The sequence below is a fragment of the Burkholderia sp. SIMBA_062 genome (genome assembly GCF_046534765.1).
GTDB lineage: Bacteria > Pseudomonadota > Gammaproteobacteria > Burkholderiales > Burkholderiaceae > Burkholderia > Burkholderia ambifaria.
Genome location: NZ_JAWRYD010000001.1, coordinates 92,430 through 109,362 on the forward strand (window position 1 = coordinate 92,430; position 16,933 = coordinate 109,362).

The 16,933-nt window shown below is 68.4% G+C and carries 17 protein-coding genes; 6 read left to right on the forward strand and 11 right to left on the reverse strand.

Features of this window, described 5'->3' with window-relative positions; genetic code table 11:
- Nucleotides 1–2: 2 nt before the first annotated feature.
- The 3 genes from SB786_RS00445 to SB786_RS00455 form a co-directional block, all read right to left on the reverse strand.
- Nucleotides 3–728 (reverse strand): DUF484 family protein, encoded by a 726-nt coding sequence (locus SB786_RS00445; protein ID WP_006760745.1) that lies wholly within the window; start codon nt 726–728, stop codon nt 3–5.
- A 37-nt stretch (nt 729–765) separates the two neighbouring features.
- Complete coding sequence (gene dapF / locus SB786_RS00450; protein ID WP_410725693.1) at nt 766–1,635, reverse strand: diaminopimelate epimerase; 870 nt, start codon at nt 1,633–1,635, stop codon at nt 766–768.
- Nucleotides 1,636–1,881: 246 nt separating this feature from the next.
- Complete coding sequence (locus tag SB786_RS00455) at nt 1,882–2,766, reverse strand: lipid A biosynthesis lauroyl acyltransferase (protein ID WP_410725694.1); 885 nt, start codon at nt 2,764–2,766, stop codon at nt 1,882–1,884.
- 265 nt (nt 2,767–3,031) lie between these two features.
- Between SB786_RS00455 and metK the strand changes: the two genes are divergently transcribed.
- Nucleotides 3,032–4,219 (forward strand): methionine adenosyltransferase, encoded by a 1,188-nt coding sequence (gene metK, locus SB786_RS00460; RefSeq protein ID WP_006753004.1) that lies wholly within the window; start codon nt 3,032–3,034, stop codon nt 4,217–4,219.
- Between the two features lie 110 nt (nt 4,220–4,329).
- Here metK and SB786_RS00465 read toward each other — a convergent pair whose 3' ends face one another.
- Nucleotides 4,330–4,671, reverse strand: a complete 342-nt coding sequence (locus SB786_RS00465) for a hypothetical protein (protein ID WP_006762122.1) — start codon at nt 4,669–4,671, stop codon at nt 4,330–4,332.
- Nucleotides 4,672–5,024: 353 nt separating this feature from the next.
- Here SB786_RS00465 and SB786_RS00470 point away from each other — a divergent pair, with 353 nt between their 5' ends.
- Nucleotides 5,025–5,798, forward strand: a complete 774-nt coding sequence (locus SB786_RS00470) for a phytanoyl-CoA dioxygenase family protein (protein WP_410725695.1) — start codon at nt 5,025–5,027, stop codon at nt 5,796–5,798.
- A gap of 222 nt (nt 5,799–6,020) precedes the next feature.
- On the opposite strand, the gene SB786_RS00475 is transcribed toward SB786_RS00470, so the two are convergent.
- The gene (locus SB786_RS00475; protein WP_410725696.1) at nt 6,021–6,227 is read right to left on the reverse strand and encodes a DUF3185 family protein; all 207 of its coding nucleotides are present in this window, start codon (nt 6,225–6,227) and stop codon (nt 6,021–6,023) included.
- A gap of 184 nt (nt 6,228–6,411) precedes the next feature.
- Here SB786_RS00475 and mgrA point away from each other — a divergent pair, with 184 nt between their 5' ends.
- Nucleotides 6,412–7,455: an L-glyceraldehyde 3-phosphate reductase gene (mgrA, locus tag SB786_RS00480; RefSeq protein WP_410725697.1), complete on the forward strand. Its 1,044-nt coding sequence runs from the start codon at nt 6,412–6,414 to the stop codon at nt 7,453–7,455.
- Between the two features lie 117 nt (nt 7,456–7,572).
- Here mgrA and SB786_RS00485 read toward each other — a convergent pair whose 3' ends face one another.
- From SB786_RS00485 to SB786_RS00495, 3 genes are all read right to left on the reverse strand, one after another.
- Nucleotides 7,573–7,758 carry a hypothetical protein gene (locus SB786_RS00485; protein WP_006753009.1) on the reverse strand — a complete coding sequence of 62 codons (186 nt, stop codon included), beginning with the start codon at nt 7,756–7,758 and terminating at the stop codon, nt 7,573–7,575.
- Between the two features lie 299 nt (nt 7,759–8,057).
- Nucleotides 8,058–8,939: a DMT family transporter gene (locus SB786_RS00490; protein WP_410725698.1), complete on the reverse strand. Its 882-nt coding sequence runs from the start codon at nt 8,937–8,939 to the stop codon at nt 8,058–8,060.
- A gap of 371 nt (nt 8,940–9,310) precedes the next feature.
- A complete protein-coding gene (locus SB786_RS00495; protein WP_410725699.1) occupies nt 9,311–9,478 on the reverse strand; it encodes a hypothetical protein in 168 nt (55 codons plus the stop codon).
- A gap of 380 nt (nt 9,479–9,858) precedes the next feature.
- Between SB786_RS00495 and SB786_RS00500 the strand changes: the two genes are divergently transcribed.
- The gene (locus tag SB786_RS00500) at nt 9,859–10,071 is read left to right on the forward strand and encodes a hypothetical protein (protein ID WP_006753011.1); all 213 of its coding nucleotides are present in this window, start codon (nt 9,859–9,861) and stop codon (nt 10,069–10,071) included.
- 58 nt (nt 10,072–10,129) lie between these two features.
- On the forward strand, nt 10,130–11,152 hold the full coding sequence (locus tag SB786_RS00505; RefSeq protein ID WP_410725700.1) for a serine/threonine protein kinase: 1,023 nt from the start codon (nt 10,130–10,132) through the stop codon (nt 11,150–11,152).
- A 73-nt stretch (nt 11,153–11,225) separates the two neighbouring features.
- On the opposite strand, the gene SB786_RS00510 is transcribed toward SB786_RS00505, so the two are convergent.
- Nucleotides 11,226–12,668 (reverse strand): coniferyl aldehyde dehydrogenase, encoded by a 1,443-nt coding sequence (locus SB786_RS00510; protein WP_410725701.1) that lies wholly within the window; start codon nt 12,666–12,668, stop codon nt 11,226–11,228.
- A 720-nt stretch (nt 12,669–13,388) separates the two neighbouring features.
- Between SB786_RS00510 and SB786_RS00515 the strand changes: the two genes are divergently transcribed.
- Nucleotides 13,389–15,029 carry a GMC family oxidoreductase gene (locus SB786_RS00515; RefSeq protein ID WP_410725702.1) on the forward strand — a complete coding sequence of 547 codons (1,641 nt, stop codon included), beginning with the start codon at nt 13,389–13,391 and terminating at the stop codon, nt 15,027–15,029.
- Between the two features lie 34 nt (nt 15,030–15,063).
- On the opposite strand, the gene SB786_RS00520 is transcribed toward SB786_RS00515, so the two are convergent.
- Nucleotides 15,064–16,440 (reverse strand): flagellar hook-length control protein FliK, encoded by a 1,377-nt coding sequence (locus SB786_RS00520; RefSeq protein ID WP_410725703.1) that lies wholly within the window; start codon nt 16,438–16,440, stop codon nt 15,064–15,066.
- Nucleotides 16,441–16,471: 31 nt separating this feature from the next.
- Nucleotides 16,472–16,930, reverse strand: a complete 459-nt coding sequence (gene fliJ, locus SB786_RS00525; RefSeq protein ID WP_410725704.1) for a flagellar export protein FliJ — start codon at nt 16,928–16,930, stop codon at nt 16,472–16,474.
- Nucleotides 16,931–16,933: the final 3 nt, after the last annotated feature.

The following is a 16,933-nucleotide window of genomic DNA, read 5'->3' on the forward strand; positions in this document are numbered from 1 at the left end:
CATCAGTGCGGCAGCAGGCGCGTGAGCGCGGCGCTCGCAAGCGTCGCGATCTGCGCGAGGAAGTCGGTCGCCATCCCGTCGTGGAAGCGGCGCGGATCGGGCGAGCCGAGCACGAGCAGGCCGAACGCGGGCGCATCGGTGCCGGTGAGCGGCGCGCGCAGCGCGAGCAGCGCGACCGACGTGGCCGCGCCGTCGCCGGCCGGCGCGGCTTCGGCGCCTTCCGCCGCATTCGCGGCCGGTGCCGCGAGCGCGGGCGCGAGCCACTGGGCGGCCTCGAAACCGGTGTTCGCACCGCAGTACGGCGTCGACAGCCCGTTCGTGAACAGGCGCACTTCCTCGCCGACCTGGCGCGCGAAATCGGCCTGCGCGTAGGTGTCGGCGACGTCCCACACGCGCAGCGCGGTCTGCGGCACGTCGAACACGTCGGCGATGCCGTCGGCGATCGTGCGCGGCAGCGCGTACGGGTCGCGTTCCGCGATCACGCGCGCGGTCCAGCGGCTGAACTTCGCGGACAGGCTGTCATTCTCGTGGCCGTAGCGCACGAGCTCGGCGAGCCTGCGCTCGAGGTGCTTGTTCTTGTCGCGCAGCATCTCCATCTGCCGCTCCTGCAGCGAGATCGCGGCCTTGCCGTGCGGGTTCGCGAGGCGGATCGTCGCGAGCAGTTCGGCGTGCTGCGCGAAGAATTCGGGATTGGCGAGCAGGTAGTCGGCGACTTCGCGATCGTTCATGTGGCTGGAGCGTTCAGTTATCAAGGACGTTGCAGGGTCAGGCGGTGAGGTCGATCTCGCCTTCGAACACGGTCGCGGCGGGCCCGGCCATCATCAGCGCCGCGGCTTCGTCGCGCGCGCCGTCCCAGCCGATCGTCAGCGTGCCGCCGTGCGTATGGACGGTCACGGGCGAATCGAGCAGGCCGCGCCGGATCCCGGCCGCGACCGCCGCGCACGCACCCGTGCCGCACGCGAGCGTCTCGCCCGCGCCGCGTTCGTACACGCGCAGCTTCACTTCGTGGCGCGACACGATCTGCATGAAGCCGGCGTTCACGCGCTGCGGGAAGCGCGCATGGCGCTCGATCAGCGGGCCTTCTTCCAGCACGGGATACGCTTCGACATCGTCGACGACCTGCACCGCATGCGGATTGCCCATCGACACCGCCGAAATCCAGCGCGTCGCGCCGCCGACGTCGAGCGGCCACAGGGTGTCGCGGCCTTCGGAGCGGCCGTCGAGGCCTGTCGCATCGAATGGCACCTGCGCCGGCGCGAACACGGGCGCCCCCATGTCGACGACGACTTCGCCGTTGTCCTGCAGCGTCAGCGTGATCAGGCCCTTCATGACCTGCACGCGCACGCTGCGCTTGTCGGTCAGGCCGCGGTCGCTGACGAACTTCACGAAGCAGCGTGCGCCGTTGCCGCAGTGTTCGACCTCGCCGCCGTCGCAATTGAAGATCCGGTACTTGAAATCCGCGCCGTCGACGGTCGGCTTTTCGACGAGCAGCAACTGGTCGGCGCCGATGCCGAAGTGCCGGTTGGCGAGCGCACGCACCTGCGCTTCGGTGAGCGGCGGCAACGCACGCGAATAGCCGTCGAGCACGACGAAGTCGTTGCCCGCGCCGTGCATCTTGGTGAACGAGAGTTTCACTGGGTCCGGAATTCCATGACGAACAAGGCGGCCAGCACGACGCGAGGCCTGCGGCCGTGCCGGGCGGCGTCGTTCGTCGTGCTGATCTCAGCCGCAAATGATACATGCAGCGGAGAGGGGCGTCCCGCACGGCCATGCCGGCATCCCGCCGGAAATGGCGGTGAGTCTCGAAGAGAGGCGGGGGGCGAGGCCCGCAAGCGCGCAGGCACGCGCATGACGGCGCGCCCGCGGGTGCCCCCGGCAGGGTCAATACAGGCTCGGCTCGCCGGGCGGGCGCGTCTTGAAGCGCTTGTGAACCCAGTAGTACTGCTCGGGCATCAGCGGGATCTGTTGCTCGAGGAATTCGTTCATCCGCCGCGCGTCGAGATCGTCGTCGCCGGTCGGGTAGTGATCCCACGGCTTGAATACCCTCAGACGGTAGCCCTTGTAGTTCGGCAGCACCTCGCCGATGAACGGCACGACCTGCGCGCGGCCCGTCTTCGCGAGCCGGCCGACGGCCGTCAGCGTGCAGGCGGGCACGCCGAAGAAGGGCACGAACGTCGAGTTGCGCAGCCCGTAGTCCATGTCGGCGCCGAGCATCACGGGCTTGCGGTCGCGCAGCCAGCGCAGCACGATGCGCGCGCTGTCCGCGCGGCCCGCCAGTTCCGCACCGAAGCGGCTGCGGCCGGCTTTGGCCGCGGCGTCGATTTCCGGGTTCTTCATCGGCGTGTAGAGCGAGCCGCACATACGGCCGAGCGCGAGATTGAGCGCCATCGAGCCAGCCTCGATGCCGACGAAATGGAGCCCGAGCAGGAGGGTCGGCGGCATGTCCGGATCGTTCAGGTCGATCTCGCTATCGATCGTGAACAGCTTGCGGTAGGCCTGTTCCGACGCGAACCACTGATAGCTGCGCTCGACGTAGCTGCGGATCGCATGGCGGAAATGCTGGCCCGCCACTTCCTCGCGCCGCTCGTCGCTCCAGTTCGGGAAGCAGAGTTTCAGATTCGTATGTACGATGCGCTTTCGCCGGCTGGGGATCTGATACAGCAGCCAGCCGAGGCCATCGCCGAACCGTGCGGTCAGACCGTACGGCAGCAGGGCGAGCAACTTCAGCAAGCCGATGGCGAGGTGCGTGCCGAGGCGGCCTAGCATGCGGAATCTCCGTGGGGCCGGCTGGCCGGCACGTTGCGAACAGGGTGGTAAGACAGCGGGCGATGCAGCACGGGCGGCGCTCTGTGACAATTCAGGAAAGCCGCTATAATACGGGCTTCGCCGAGTTAACTGACAACTTGCGGGGCGAAGCCGGCTGGCGCGAAGCGCGCTGCCCGGTCCTGGTAATCCGCTAAAGCGTCGCCGCTTCAGGCCCAACGAAGCTGGCTACGTGAAACCAACCGTAACCACACAGGAGCCTGAAAAAGTGGCAAACGATTATCTCTTCACGTCCGAATCCGTCTCTGAAGGCCATCCGGACAAGGTCGCCGACCAGATCTCGGACGCGATTCTCGACGCCATCCTCGAGCAGGACAAATATTCCCGCGTTGCGGCCGAAACGCTGTGCAACACGGGTCTCGTCGTTCTGGCCGGTGAAATCACCACGACGGCCAACATCGATTACATCCAGATTGCGCGCGACACGATCAAGCGCATCGGCTACGACAACACCGACTACGGCATCGACTACAAGGGTTGCGCGGTGCTCGTCGCGTACGACAAGCAGTCGCCCGACATCGCGCAAGGCGTCGATCGCGCACATGACGACAACCTCGATCAAGGCGCGGGCGACCAGGGCCTGATGTTCGGTTACGCATGCGACGAAACGCCGGAACTGATGCCGCTGCCGATCTACCTGTCGCACCGCCTCGTCGAGCGCCAGGCCAGCCTGCGCCGCGACGGCCGCCTGCCGTGGCTGCGTCCGGACGCGAAGTCGCAGGTGACGGTTCGCTACGTCGACGGCCGCCCGGATTCGATCGACACCGTCGTGCTGTCGACGCAGCACGCACCGGACATCGAACTGCCGGCGCTGCGCGAAGCCGTGATCGAGGAAATCATCAAGCCGACGCTGCCGGCCGACCTGATCAAGGGCGACATCAAGTTCCTGGTGAACCCGACCGGCCGGTTCGTGATCGGCGGCCCGCAGGGCGACTGCGGCCTGACCGGCCGCAAGATCATCGTCGACACGTACGGCGGTGCCGCACCGCACGGCGGCGGCGCGTTCTCGGGCAAGGATCCGTCGAAGGTCGACCGTTCGGCAGCGTATGCCGGCCGCTACGTCGCGAAGAACATCGTCGCGGCAGGCCTCGCATCGCGCGCGCTGATCCAGGTGTCGTACGCGATCGGCGTGGCCGAGCCGACCTCGGTGATGGTCAACACGTTCGGCACGGGCCGCGTGTCGGATGCCGTGATCACGAAGCTCGTGCGCGAGCATTTCGACCTGCGTCCGAAGGGCATCATCAAGATGCTCGACCTGCTGCGCCCGATCTACGAGAAGACGGCAGCTTACGGCCACTTCGGCCGCGAAGAGCCGGAGTTCTCGTGGGAAGCAACCGACAAGGCACTCGTGCTGGCCGAAGCGGCCGGCGTGGAGCCGACGGCACGCGTCGCGTAAGCGGCGTCCCGCCTGAAACGAAAAACCCCGGCATGCCGGGGTTTTTTTATGCGTGTCGAGCGCCGGCGACATGACGGCGATCAGGGTGGGCCCTGCCCGCCGGCGCGGTTTCAGCGTGCGCCGAACCCAAACCACCCGTCGCTGGCCGCGAGGCGGCGCGGGCGGTTGATGCGGCGCTGCGGGCCGAGCGTGCGGCGCAGCGCGAGCGCACGCAGCGACGACGGCTTCTGCAGCAGCGAACGCAGGCCGGCGCGGCGTGCGAACGCCTGCGCGCTCATCATCGAGAAGAATGCGTGGAACCACGCGCGGATGCCGTCCAGCCGGCTGTGCGCGTGCGTGTGCTCGGCGAGCGCCTGCGTGCGGGCGCGGTGATGGCGCAGCGAGCGGGCGGGAGCGGACGGCACGACGCGCTTCGCAGCGCGGTTGAAACGGGAAGTCAGACGGAATGGCATGTGAACGATGCTTCGCTTGTATGGATGGCGCCCTTGAAGAGCGCACTGGTATGAACGGCCTCGGATGGCGCAACGGATCTTATCGAAAGTCGTTGCGCGCCGCGCCCGCCAGAATTGACAGGCCGCGACAGGCTACAAGGGTTTCGTGACGCGCAAAAGTCGCGATAAACCCTTGTGCCGCAAGCGAGTCGCCGCATACCGCCTGTCGCTGAGGCTCGCGCCGCGCCGTACAGTTCCCTTGATCCTGATCAAATCGGCAATTGGCATGCCCCTGCGTACGGCAATGGTGCTGTTCGGAGCATCCGGCGCCGATTTACAATCGTCAAGTTCACACAATAAACGCCTGGCATCCCATGTCGTCTTCATTGCAGTCGGAATCGATCCGCGCGCAAGTCGCGGAATTGCGCGAACGCGGTTTCGTCGTCGCGCGCGGCCTCGTCGGCGAAGCGCAGTGCGCGGCGCTCAAGCGCATCGCCGAGCGCCAGTTGCTGGAAGCGGCGGAGCCGATCGAGTTCGAGGCGGATTTGCGCTACCCGGGCGCGCCCGAGTCGAAGCATGCGCCGGGCGGACATACGGTGCGGCGGCTGCTGGACGCCTATGGGCGCGATCCGGCGTTCGCCGAACGCGCGATCGCGCCCGAAATCGGCGCGTGGATGCGCGAATACTTCGGCGAGCAGCCGGTGCTGTCGCGCACGCATCACAACTGCATGATGACGAAGCACCCCGCGTACGGGAGTCTGACGGGCTGGCATCGCGACTTCCGCTATTGGTCGTTCGAACGCGCGGACATGGTGTCGGTGTGGCTCGCCCTCGGGCCGGAAACGAATGAAAACGGCGCGCTCTGGCTGGTGCCGGGGTCACACACGGCAGAATTGGGGCCGGAAGTGTTCGACGATGCGAAGTTCTTCCGCGGCGACCTGCCGGAGAACCGCAAGATGATCGATGCGGCAACCTGCCCGCCGCTCCAGACGGGCGACGTCGTGTTCTTCCACTGCAACACGCTGCATTCGGCGGGGCAGAACCGCTCCGACCAGGTGAAGTTCTCGCTCGTCTACACGTATCACGGGGTGAGCAACCGGCCGGTGCCGGGCACGCGTTCGGCGACGAAGCCGGAAGTGCAGTTCTAGCAGCGGTCCGGACGGCGACGCAGCCGTGCCGGTTGCCAGATGCCGGTCGCGAGATGCCGTTTGCCTGATGCCGGTTGCCGATGCCGGTCGCCCGATGCCGGTCGCCCGATGCGGCGCTGCGGCCGCGCGGGCGGATGAAGAAACGGGCGGCCTGGGCCGCCCGTTGCGTTTTGAGCAGCGCGCCGCGCGCCGCGAGTCGTCGCGAGCCGCGCGGCTGCGCGGTCAGCGCTTGTTGCCCGGCATCGCGAGGCCGATCAGGCCGATCAGCGAGGCGACGGCGCCGCCTGCGATCAGCAGGATCGTCTTCGTGGCGGGCGAGCCGGTGAAGAAGCGCGACATGTTGTCGTTGATCGAATGGAACGACTGGCCGCCGAAATACAGCAGCACGATGCCGCCGACGAGCAGTGCAACCGAGATGACCCGGGACATACCAACCTCGCTGTAACGGTGATTCGAGACGCCGCAGTGTAGGCGACGCGGGCGGTCGCGTCCATTGCCGTGCAGGCTCGCGCCGCGTTCGCTACCATAGCCGTCGTGTGTTTCCTTCGCCGCCGGCGCGCGATGCTCGCGTGCGGCGCGCGTCCCTTCCCCGACGTCCTGACGGAACCGACCCATGGCCTATGAAGCAGCTTCCGAACGTTATGCCGACATGCAATACCGCACCTGCGGCAAATCCGGGCTCAAACTGCCCGCCCTGTCGCTCGGCCTGTGGCACAACTTCGGCGACTCGACGCCGATCGACACGCAGCGCGACATCCTGCGCACCGCGTTCGACCTCGGCATCACTCACTTCGACCTGGCGAACAACTACGGGCCGCCGTACGGCAGCGCCGAAACCAATTTCGGCCGGCTGCTGAAGGAGGATTTCCGGCCGTACCGCGACGAGCTTCTGATCTCGACGAAGGCCGGCTGGGACATGTGGCCGGGGCCGTACGGCAGCGGCGGCGGGTCGCGCAAGTACGTGCTCGCGAGCCTCGACCAGAGCCTGCAGCGCATGGGCCTCGACTACGTCGACATCTTCTATTCGCATCGCTTCGACGCGCACACGCCGCTCGAGGAAACGGCCGCCGCGCTTGCGTCGGCCGTGCGGCAGGGCAAGGCGCTGTACATCGGCATCTCGTCGTACTCGGCCGCGAAGACGCGCGAGATGGCCGAACTGCTCGCGCAATACCGGGTGCCGCTGCTGATCCACCAACCTTCGTACAACATGCTGAACCGCTGGATCGAGCAGGATCTGCTCGGTACGCTCGACGAGATTGGCACGGGCAGCATCGCGTTCACGCCGCTCGCGCAGGGGCTGCTGACGTCGAAATACCTGAACGGCGTGCCGGCCGATGCGCGGGTGAACAAGCCGGGCGGCGGCTCGCTGAAACAGGATCACCTGAGCGCGGACAACCTGGAGCACGTGCGCAAGCTCAACGGCATCGCGCAGCGGCGCGGGCAAAGCCTCGCGCAGATGGCGCTCGCGTGGGTGTTGCGCAATGGCCGCGTGACGTCGGCGCTGATCGGCGCGAGCCGCGCGGAGCAGGTGCGTGAAAACGTCGGCGCGCTGAAGAACCTCGAATTCTCGGCCGACGAACTGGCGGAGATCGATCGCCATGCGACCGAAGGCGGCATCAATCTGTGGGAAAAGCCGTCCACCGATCAGGCGATCTGACCGGTAGCGACGCCAGTCGATACGGAATGCGAATGATCGCCTCCCGTATCGCGGCGCACGCAAGCAAGCCGTCACGTCGCTGCGGTGCAGCGATGTGACTGGCGCGCGAACGCGTCGCTAGAGCAGCGCGGGGAGGCCTTCGACGAGCAATACCGCAACGCCGACGCCAAGCATGACGCCGAGCACGCGCAACAGGTTGTGGCGGAATTCGGTTGCGCACGGCACCGCGCCGAGAAATAGCGCGCCGGCCAGCGCCATCGGAATCAACAGGATGAAGTCGCCGATCGTGAAATAGGTCGTCATGCGTGTCTCCATAGTCGGCCGGCGCAGGCGCACACGCCTGTACCCGCCCATGCCGGGCATTTTCTAATGTGTGCCGACCCGATTGCGGGTGGGGCCGGCAGTTCGAGTATAGGCAACCGCGCGGCGTTTTTCGCTATCCGAACCATTAAAAGTCTGCGGAAAACCCGGGAATTCTGCATTTCCACCGGCAATCAGACGAATGCCTTGCGCAATGCTTTCCGGCTCCTTTCCGTTTGCGCCCAAACGTCGTACGGGTTCGATACGGGCCGCCGCACCCGTGGGGCGCGGCGGCTGTCCGCTTACGCGCGATCGGGTTGTGCGCGAACGGCCGGGGTGCGGAACACGAGCACGAGCCCCGCGACGATCGCCCCCATGCCGGCGAGCGCGAGCGGCGCGGGCCGGTTGCCGAGCCAGACCGCATCCATCAGCGTGGTGACGACGGGTACGAGATAGAACAGGCTCGTCACGTTGACGAGATCGCCGCGCTGCATCAACCGGTAGAACAGCAACTGCGCGATCACCGAGATCACGATGCCGAGCCACAGCAGCGGCACGACGAACGCCCAGCTCGCATCGACGGAGATGGGCCGGAACGGCAGGATCGCCACGCACAGCGCGAGGCCGATCGCGTTCTGCAGCGGCAGCACGTCGCCGGGCGCGGCGCGCACGCGCTTTTGCAGCAGCGAGCCGACGGTCAGCGCGGCGAGCGCCGTGAGCGCGCATGCAATGCCCATGAACGGCAGGCCGGTGCCCCCCACGCCGCGGCACACGACGAGCGTGAGGCCGGCCAGCGACAGCCCGAGCCCCGCGACGCGCATCGGTTGCCAGCGCCGCTCGACCAGCGCGAGCGTGACGATCGGCTGCACGCCGAGGATCGTCGCGAGCACGCCCGGTGCGATCCCCTGATCGAGCGCGAGCAGGTAGAAGATCGAATAGCCGCCCATCATCAGCAGGCCGGTCAGCGCGGCCATGCGCCGCTCGCCGCGCGGCGGCAGCCAGCGGCCGCGCATGACGGCCAGTACGAGCAGCACGAGTGACGCGAGCGCGAAACGTGCGGTGAGAAAGACGAACGCGGATGCATGACGCAGACCGAGTTCAGCGAAGATCGCGCCGCTGCTCCACAGCAGCACGAAGAGCGACGTCACGCCATGCGCGGCGAGTGCGCGTTTGAACGAAACCATGTGAATCCACCTGTCGAACGGATCGATACGTTCCATGTCGCGCGCGCAGCGACGCGCCGTGCGTGGCAACGCACGAACGGCCGCAAACGGGCGAATGGAAAACGAAAAAAGCGAAAGCCGGCGGGTCAGCCGACGCGTGCCGCCGGCGGGGGCGGCGCGGCGCCGACGAGCGGCGGTGCGACAGGAGGAGGAAGGACCGACGGATGCGCGCACGCCTGCGGCCGCGAGTCGAACTGCGGCCGGGATTGAGCGAGTGCGGACGTGAACGGATGCATCGTGTCGAAATGCGCTTGAACGCGAATGAGCTTCAACGGTACCGCAAGGCGGCTATCTGGCGCAACTGTCGGCGCAAAGCGCCGCGTGTGCGAACGTCATGCCGACAGCGCGAGACTGACGCCGAACGTGCGCGAGCATTCCGGCAGCAGCGGCAGCGCGCAGTAGCGCAGCGAGATGATCGCGTAGCCGGCGGACGGCAGCGCGACGCTCGCGCGCCAGTCGTTGCGCGCGCCACGTTCGAGATAGGGCGGGGGAGGTGGCACGGCGCGCGGCCGCGGGCGGGGTTTCGTTGGTTGCCGTCACGCGAGACTTTCCGACGGCCGGAGCAAAGGCCAGACGATACGCGCGCCGCGCAATTCGCGTGTGTATCGCGTGTATCGCATGCCCGGCGGGATTCGGCGGACAGTCACATTCGACAGGGTATGATGGGGGTATCCGCCCGTGCAAGCGCACGCGCGACGCAGTGGTTGATTGGAGACATTCGACGAATTCGCGGCACTTCATCCGCTTCTTCTTCTTTTCGCGCTTCGATAAACCGTGAACAATGGGATCACGCGCAACACCCCGCCGAGGGCGGCGCGGATCGTGCATTTGCCGGCCCGTCAGCGGGCTGGGTTTCAAGATTCAAGAGTGGGGAACCATCATGCATGTCGGGTCGATTGTCTGCACTACCCATATCGCGGTGCCCAAGGGCGCGCGCGGCATCGTCCAGCGCCTTCTGGGCGACATGGCCATGGTGACCTGGTACGCGGGCGTGCCGGGCGAGTCGAAAGAACTCAACACCGAGCCGTTCTTTCTCGAGGACCTGATCGACACCGGCGAATCCGTGCTGCCGGCCGGCGCCGCGATCCACTGAGCACGCGCGCCGCATCGGACGCTCGTGTTTCGGCGCGGCTGACGGCACAATGCGGGGCATGACAGACGCCACCTCCGCTCCCGCTGCTCCCGCCGGCCCGCCGTTCGCCGGCCTCACGCCCGAGTGCGTGCTCGACGCGCTCGACAGCGTGCTGATGCCGGCCGGGCTGCGCACCGACGGGCGCCTGCTCGCCCTCAACAGCTACGAGAACCGCGTCTACCAGGTCGGCATCGAAGACGGCCCGCCTGTCGTCGCGAAATTCTATCGGCCCGAGCGATGGTCGGACGACGCGATCCTGGAAGAACACGCATTCGTCGCCGAACTTGCCGCGCGCGAGATTCCGGTGGTGCCCGCGACCGTGTTCGACGGCCGCACGCTGCACGCGTTCGACGGCTTCCGCTTCTCGATCTTCGAGCGGCGCGGCGGACGCGCGCCCGATCTCGACCGCAGCGACACGCTCGAATGGCTCGGCCGCTTCATCGGCCGCATTCACGCGGTGGGCGCGACGCAGCCTTACGTCGCGCGTCCGGTGCTCGACATCCGCACCTTCGGCTACGAGCCGCGCGACTACCTGCTCGCGCACGATTTCATTCCCCACGATGTACGACCTGCGTACGAGACGGCGGTCATGCTCGCGCTGGAAGGCGTCGAGGCCGCGTTCGAGCGTGCGGGCGAAATCCGCCTGCTGCGCACGCACGGCGATTGCCATCCGAGCAACGTGCTGTGGACCGACGCGGGGCCGCATTTCGTCGACTTCGACGACAGCCGGATGGCGCCGGCGGTCCAGGACCTGTGGCTGCTGCTGCCGGGCGATCGCGAAGGCGCATCGCGCGCGCTCGCGGACCTGCTCGCCGGTTACGAGGACTTCTGCGAATTCGAGCCGCGCGAGCTGCATCTGGTCGAAGCGCTGCGCACGCTGCGGTTGATCCACTACGCGGCGTGGCTTGCGCGTCGCTGGGACGATCCGGCGTTTCCGGCCGCGTTCCCGTGGTTCAACACGCATCGCTACTGGGAAGCACGCGTACTCGAGCTGCGCGAGCAGATCGGCGCGATGCAGGAAGGGCCGCTCTGGCCCGTGTGACGGTGCGCGCGGCAGCGTCGCCGCGCAGCATGTTCAGCGCGGGCCGCCACGCATGGCGCGCGGCCCGCATCGCTCAGAACTTCAGCATCATCCGGATCACCGCGGCGAAGCGCTTGCCGTAAGGCGGCGCGATCAGCCCGCGGGTATTCAGGCGCGCCTGCGTGAGCACGGGCTTCATCTTCGAAAACGTCACGAAGCCGTCGTAGCCGTGATACGCACCCATCCCGCTCGCGCCGACGCCGCCGAACGGCAAGCTGCCGCACGCGATGTGCAGCAGCGCGTCGTTGACCGTCACGCCGCCCGAGATCGTTTCGTGCATCACGCGGTCGACCGTGCCGCCATCCTCGTCGAACAGGTACAGCGCGAGCGGGCGCGGGCGCGCATTCACGTACGCGATCGCCTCGTCGAGCCGCTCGTACGGCACGAGCGGCAGCAAGGGCCCGAAGATTTCCTCCTGCATCAGCTGCGACGCGGCCGGCACGTGCGTGACCGCGCACGGCACGAAGCGGCGCGACGCGGGATCGGACTGCGCGTCCGACAGCGGATGCAGTTGCGCGCCGGCCGCCTGCGCGTCGGTCGCAAGCTGCTGCAGCCGCGCGTAATGGCGCGGCGACACGATCGTCGTGTAGTCGCCGTTGGTCGACAGGTCCGGATACAGCTTGGCGAAGCGCGCCCGCGCGCGCTCGATGAACGCGGCTTCCATCCCGCGCGGCAGCAGCACGTAGTCGGGTGCGATGCAGGTCTGGCCCGCGTTCAGCGTCTTGCCGCCGATGATCGCGTCGACCGCGGCATCGAAGCGCGCATTCGGGCCGATGATCGCCGGCGACTTGCCGCCGAGTTCGAGCGTGACGGGCGTGAGATTGTCGGCCGCGGCGCGCATCACGTGGCGGCCGACATGCGTCGAGCCGGTGAACAGCAGGTGATCGAACGGGAGCGCGCTGAACGCGGCGCCGATCTCGGCGTCGCCGTTCACGACCGCGACGTGGTCGCGCGAGAAGGTCTTCGCGATCAGTTGCTCGAACAACGCCGACGTGCGCGGCGTCAGTTCGGACATCTTGACGATCGCGCGGTTGCCCGCCGCGAGCGCGCAGATCAGCGGCCCGGCCGCGAGCAGGATCGGATAGTTCCACGGCACGACGATGCCGACCACGCCGAGCGGTTGCGGCAGCACCTTCGCGCGCGCCGGCCGCAGCCACTTGTTCATCGGCTTGCTGACCGGCTTCATCCAGCGCTTGCCGTGCTTGAGCGCGTCGTCGATCTCTTCCTTCGCCATCCAGATTTCCGACAGCAGCACTTCCTGCTTCGCGCGGTGGCCGAAGTCGGCGCTGATCGCGTCGGCGAGTGCATCCGCGTGATCGAGCAGCATCGTGCGCAGCGCGCGCAGGTGCTGCGCGCGGGTGTCCCACTCCGGATAGGGCGCGCGCAGGTAGGCCGCGCGCTGGTCGCGCAGCAGCGCCGTCAGCGCATCGACCGACGGCAGCGCTTGCGGGGCCAGTTCGGGCAGGTCGTTCTTCATATCGTCTCCTCCAGTTGGGCGTGGCACGTCGGCCAGCAGTCAGGTCGCACGTGAGCGCTCGACGAGCGTGGCGGGGCGGATCAGGGCGGCGCGCGTCGCGCGGCGCGGGGCCGGATGCGATGCGCGGGTGAAAACAGGGTGCGGCGTGCGGCAAGCGTCGCATCCGCGCGACGGTGTTCGCGTCCCAAAACGCGGTTGCACGGTGCATGCGTACGGCCCGATGCGATTTCCTGCTGCCGCGCGATGGCGCGCTGCGGGCGCTTGCGCGCGCACCGAAGCGAGGCTGCGCGAAGCGCGCGTCGACCGATGCATCGGCAGATCGGATCGCTCATTCGACAGGCCGTCCAAACGGTCGGCCACACGTGGCGTCGTTCGATTTCGACCGGCCGCGCGCACGGTGCCGGTCGCAACCATTTGGGCGTCCGTTTGAAATGAAATGCGGGCCGCGCGCGGTGCGTCCGGACGACCCGGTCGGCACGCGGCCTGCAGAACGTCGCGCTGCATCGTCGTCTCCCCAGTTTTGCGACAGCGTGGCTTCTGGCGGCCGGTACATCGCGTCGCATCAATCGATACATCTTAAATTTAGTTCACGCGGGCGTTTAGAGGAATCGCTCTTGAATCGGCGTGCCGCGCGCGCGACAGCCATTCCTACAATGCCCGGACATTACAAGCGGGAGCCGGCCGCGCCGGGCGCCGTTCATGACACGAAGGAGACGTGACATGCAATACGACTACATCATCGTTGGCGGCGGGTCGGGCGGCTCGAGCCTCGCCGGCCGCCTCGCCGATGCATGCCCCGACGCGACGATCGCGCTGATCGAGGCCGGCTCGCACACGGAGCGCAACCTGCTCGTCAACATGCCGGTGGGGATCGCGGCGCTCGTGCCGTTCAAGCTCGGCACGAACTACGGTTACGAGACGGTGCCGCAGCCGGGCCTCGGCGGCCGTCGCGGCTACCAGCCGCGCGGGCGCGGGATGGGCGGCTCGAGCGCGATCAACGCGATGATCTACACGCGCGGCCATCCGGGCGACTACGACGAGTGGGCACAGCTCGGCGCAACGGGCTGGGGCTGGCAGGACGTGCTGCCGTATTTCCGCCGCGCGGAAGGCAACGAGCGCGGCGCCGATGCATGGCACGGCGCGGACGGCCCGTTGACGGTTGCCGATCTGCGCTTTCGCAATCCGTTCTCCGAACGATTCATCCAGGCCGCGCACGCGGCCGGCTATCCGCTGAACAACGATTTCAACGGCGCGACGCAGGAAGGCGTCGGCTTCTATCAGGTCACGCATCGCGACGGCTCGCGCTGCAGCGTCGCGCGTGCGTATATCTATGGCCGCAACCGGCCGAACCTGCACGTGGTCCCCGATGCGACGGTGCTGCGGGTGGGCTTCGACGGCAAGCGCGCGGTCGGCGTCGTGGTGTCGCGCGACGGACGCGTCGAGACGCTCGGCGCGCGGGCGGAGGTGATTCTGTCGGCCGGCGCGTTCAATTCGCCGCAGTTGCTGATGTGCTCGGGGATCGGTCCGGCGGAGCAGCTGCGCCGGCACGGGATCGCGATCGTGCATGACGCGCCGGACGTCGGCGCCAACCTGATCGACCATATCGACTTCATCATCAACACGCGCGTGAATTCGTCGGAGCTGGTCGGCATCTGCCTGCGCGGAATCGCGAAGATGGCGCCGGCGCTCGCGCGCTATCTCTCGAGCCGCACGGGGATGATGACGAGCAACGTCGCGGAGGCCGGCGGCTTCATCAAGAGCGATCCGTCGCTCGACCGACCGGACCTGCAACTGCATTTCTGCGCGGCGCTCGTCGACGACCACAACCGCAACATGCACTGGGGCTTCGGCTATTCGCTGCACGTGTGCGCGCTGCGCCCGTTCAGCCGTGGCACGGTTGCGCTCGCGAGCGGCGATGCGCGCGACGCGCCGCTGATCGATCCGCGCTTCTTCAGCGATACGCGCGATCTCGATTTGCTCGTGCGCGGTGCGCAGGCGATGCGCCGGATCGTGTCGCAGGCGCCGCTCGCGTCGCAGGGCGGGCGCGAGCTGTACACGCGGGCGGACCAGAGCGAAGCCGAGCTGCGCGCGACGATCGTCGCGCACGCCGACACGATCTATCACCCGGTCGGCACCTGCCGGATGGGTTCGGATGTGCGCGCGGTCGTGGATCCGCAACTGCGCGTGCGAGGTGTGGACGGGCTGCGGGTGGTGGATGCGTCGGTGATGCCGACGCTGATCGGCGGGAACACGAATGCGCCGGCGGTGATGATCGGCGAACGCGCGGCGGACTTCATCGTCGCGACGCGCAAGGGCGCGGTGCCGCGCGGTGAGGTGGCCGCGGCGGTGCACGGCCGCTGAGCGGCCGCGTACCGTCACGCGAGCGGCACGATGCTCAGGCGAACGTATCGACGAGGCCCGCGCGGCTCACGGTCGCGCCGGCCGCTGCGGATTGCGCAGCGTCGACCGGTGCGTCGACGGCTGACGATCCGGCGCGTGCGCGCGGCGACGGCCGGCCGCCGGCGAAGTTCTGTTGCGGGTTCTGCTGCTGCGACGCGAAGCCGCCGTCGCTGACGGTCGCGCTGCCCAGGCCGAGCCCGCCCGCTTCCATCGCTTCGCGCAGCTTCGGCAGCGCGGCTTCCACCGCGTCGCGCACCTGCGCGTGCTGCGAGACGAACAGCGCATGCGCGTGATTGTCCGCGACACGCAGCACGACCTGCAGCGGGCCGAGGTCCGGCGGGTTCAGCGTCAGCTCGGCGCTCTGCTGATGCGCATTCGACAGGAACACGACCTTCTGGCTCAGCGCGTCGGTCCAGTCGGCGGTGCCGACATGCGGGGCCAGCACATGGGCGTTGGCCGCGGCGACCGAGCTGGCGGCGGGCGCTGCCTGGAGGTTCGCCTGCGCGGCTGCCGCGGCCGTTGCGGCGGCAGCGACCGATGCGTCGGCGGCCGGGCTGGCGGCTTCCTCGGCGGCCGCGAGCGCATGCGCGGCCGGCTGGCCGGTGGCGCTCGCCTGCAGCGCCTGGGCGGTGGCTTGCGTGGGCGTCGGCTGCGGCGCGAGCGCGCCTTTCGCGTCGGCGAGCGTGCGCTCGAAGGTCGGGACTTTCGGCGTCAGCGGTGCGGCGGCGGCGGCGGATGCGGATGTCGTCGATGCCGGCGCTGTCTCTGTCGCTGGCGCGGTCGCTGCCGTGCCCGTCGCGGGCAGCGCGATCGCGCCCGCGCCGCCGGTCAGCTTCGCCAGCGCGGCCTGCAGCGCGTCGCGACCCGACACCGGCAACGCCGGCGCGGCGGCCGCATCCTTGCCGGCATGATTCGTCAGCGCGGCCGTGGCGTCGGGCTGGCCGGACACGGCCGTCGTTTGCGTGGCCGTGGCGGCGATATCGGCAGCGGCACTGGCCGGCGTCGCGTCGTTCACACGCGCCTGCAGTTGCGCCTGAACGGCGGCGGCCGCGGCGAGCGCGGCGGCGTCGGCGTTGGGCGTCGCATTCGCGTCGTCGGTCGACTTGTCGTCGACGCGCTCGGCGGGCTTCGCGCCGGCGGGTGACGTCGACGACGCCTGTTGCGTCGCGGTATCCGGCTTGCGGGCGTTCGCCGTGTCGTGCCGTGTGACGACGCTTTGCTTCAGCGTCTGCGCGAACGGCACGGCGGCCGGGCTGGTCGCGGCATCGTTGCCGGCGGACGTCGCGGAGGCGGACGAACCCGCGGCGCGGACGGCCTTGATGGCGGTGCCGGCGGTGTCGAGCAGCGCGCCGAGCAGGGGCAGGGGAGGCATGGCGATTCTCTCGTTCGAAAGCGGTGGGCGGTTACGCCGAGCGGGCCGCGTCGGCCCGCATGCGCAGGATCTTCGCGGCGTGTTCGTCGGCGTCGCGCTGTTCGCGCTTCGCGGCACGCTGCGTTTCCTGCGCGACGCCGCGCGCCTGCAGGGTTTCGTATGAGCCGACGGTGCGTTTCTTCTGTTGCCAGTTCGGGCGCGCCTCGTCGATGCGGAGCTCGGCCGCGGCCAGCACGTTGCGCTGCTGCGCGATCGCCGCGTCGAGCGTATCGATGAACGCCTGGAAATTGCGCCAGTTGCCGGCCGGCATCCCGTGCTGCGCGGACTGCGAAAAGCGCGCGTGGTATTCGTCGCGATAGCGCAGCAGCGCGTCGAGCTGTTCGGCGGCCGCGGTGCGCTCGCGCTGCGCGGTGCCGAGCTGCTGCGTGGCCGTGTCGAGATCTTCCTGCGCGCGGTCGAGCAGCAGTTGAAGGGGAAAGCCGTGTGCCATCGG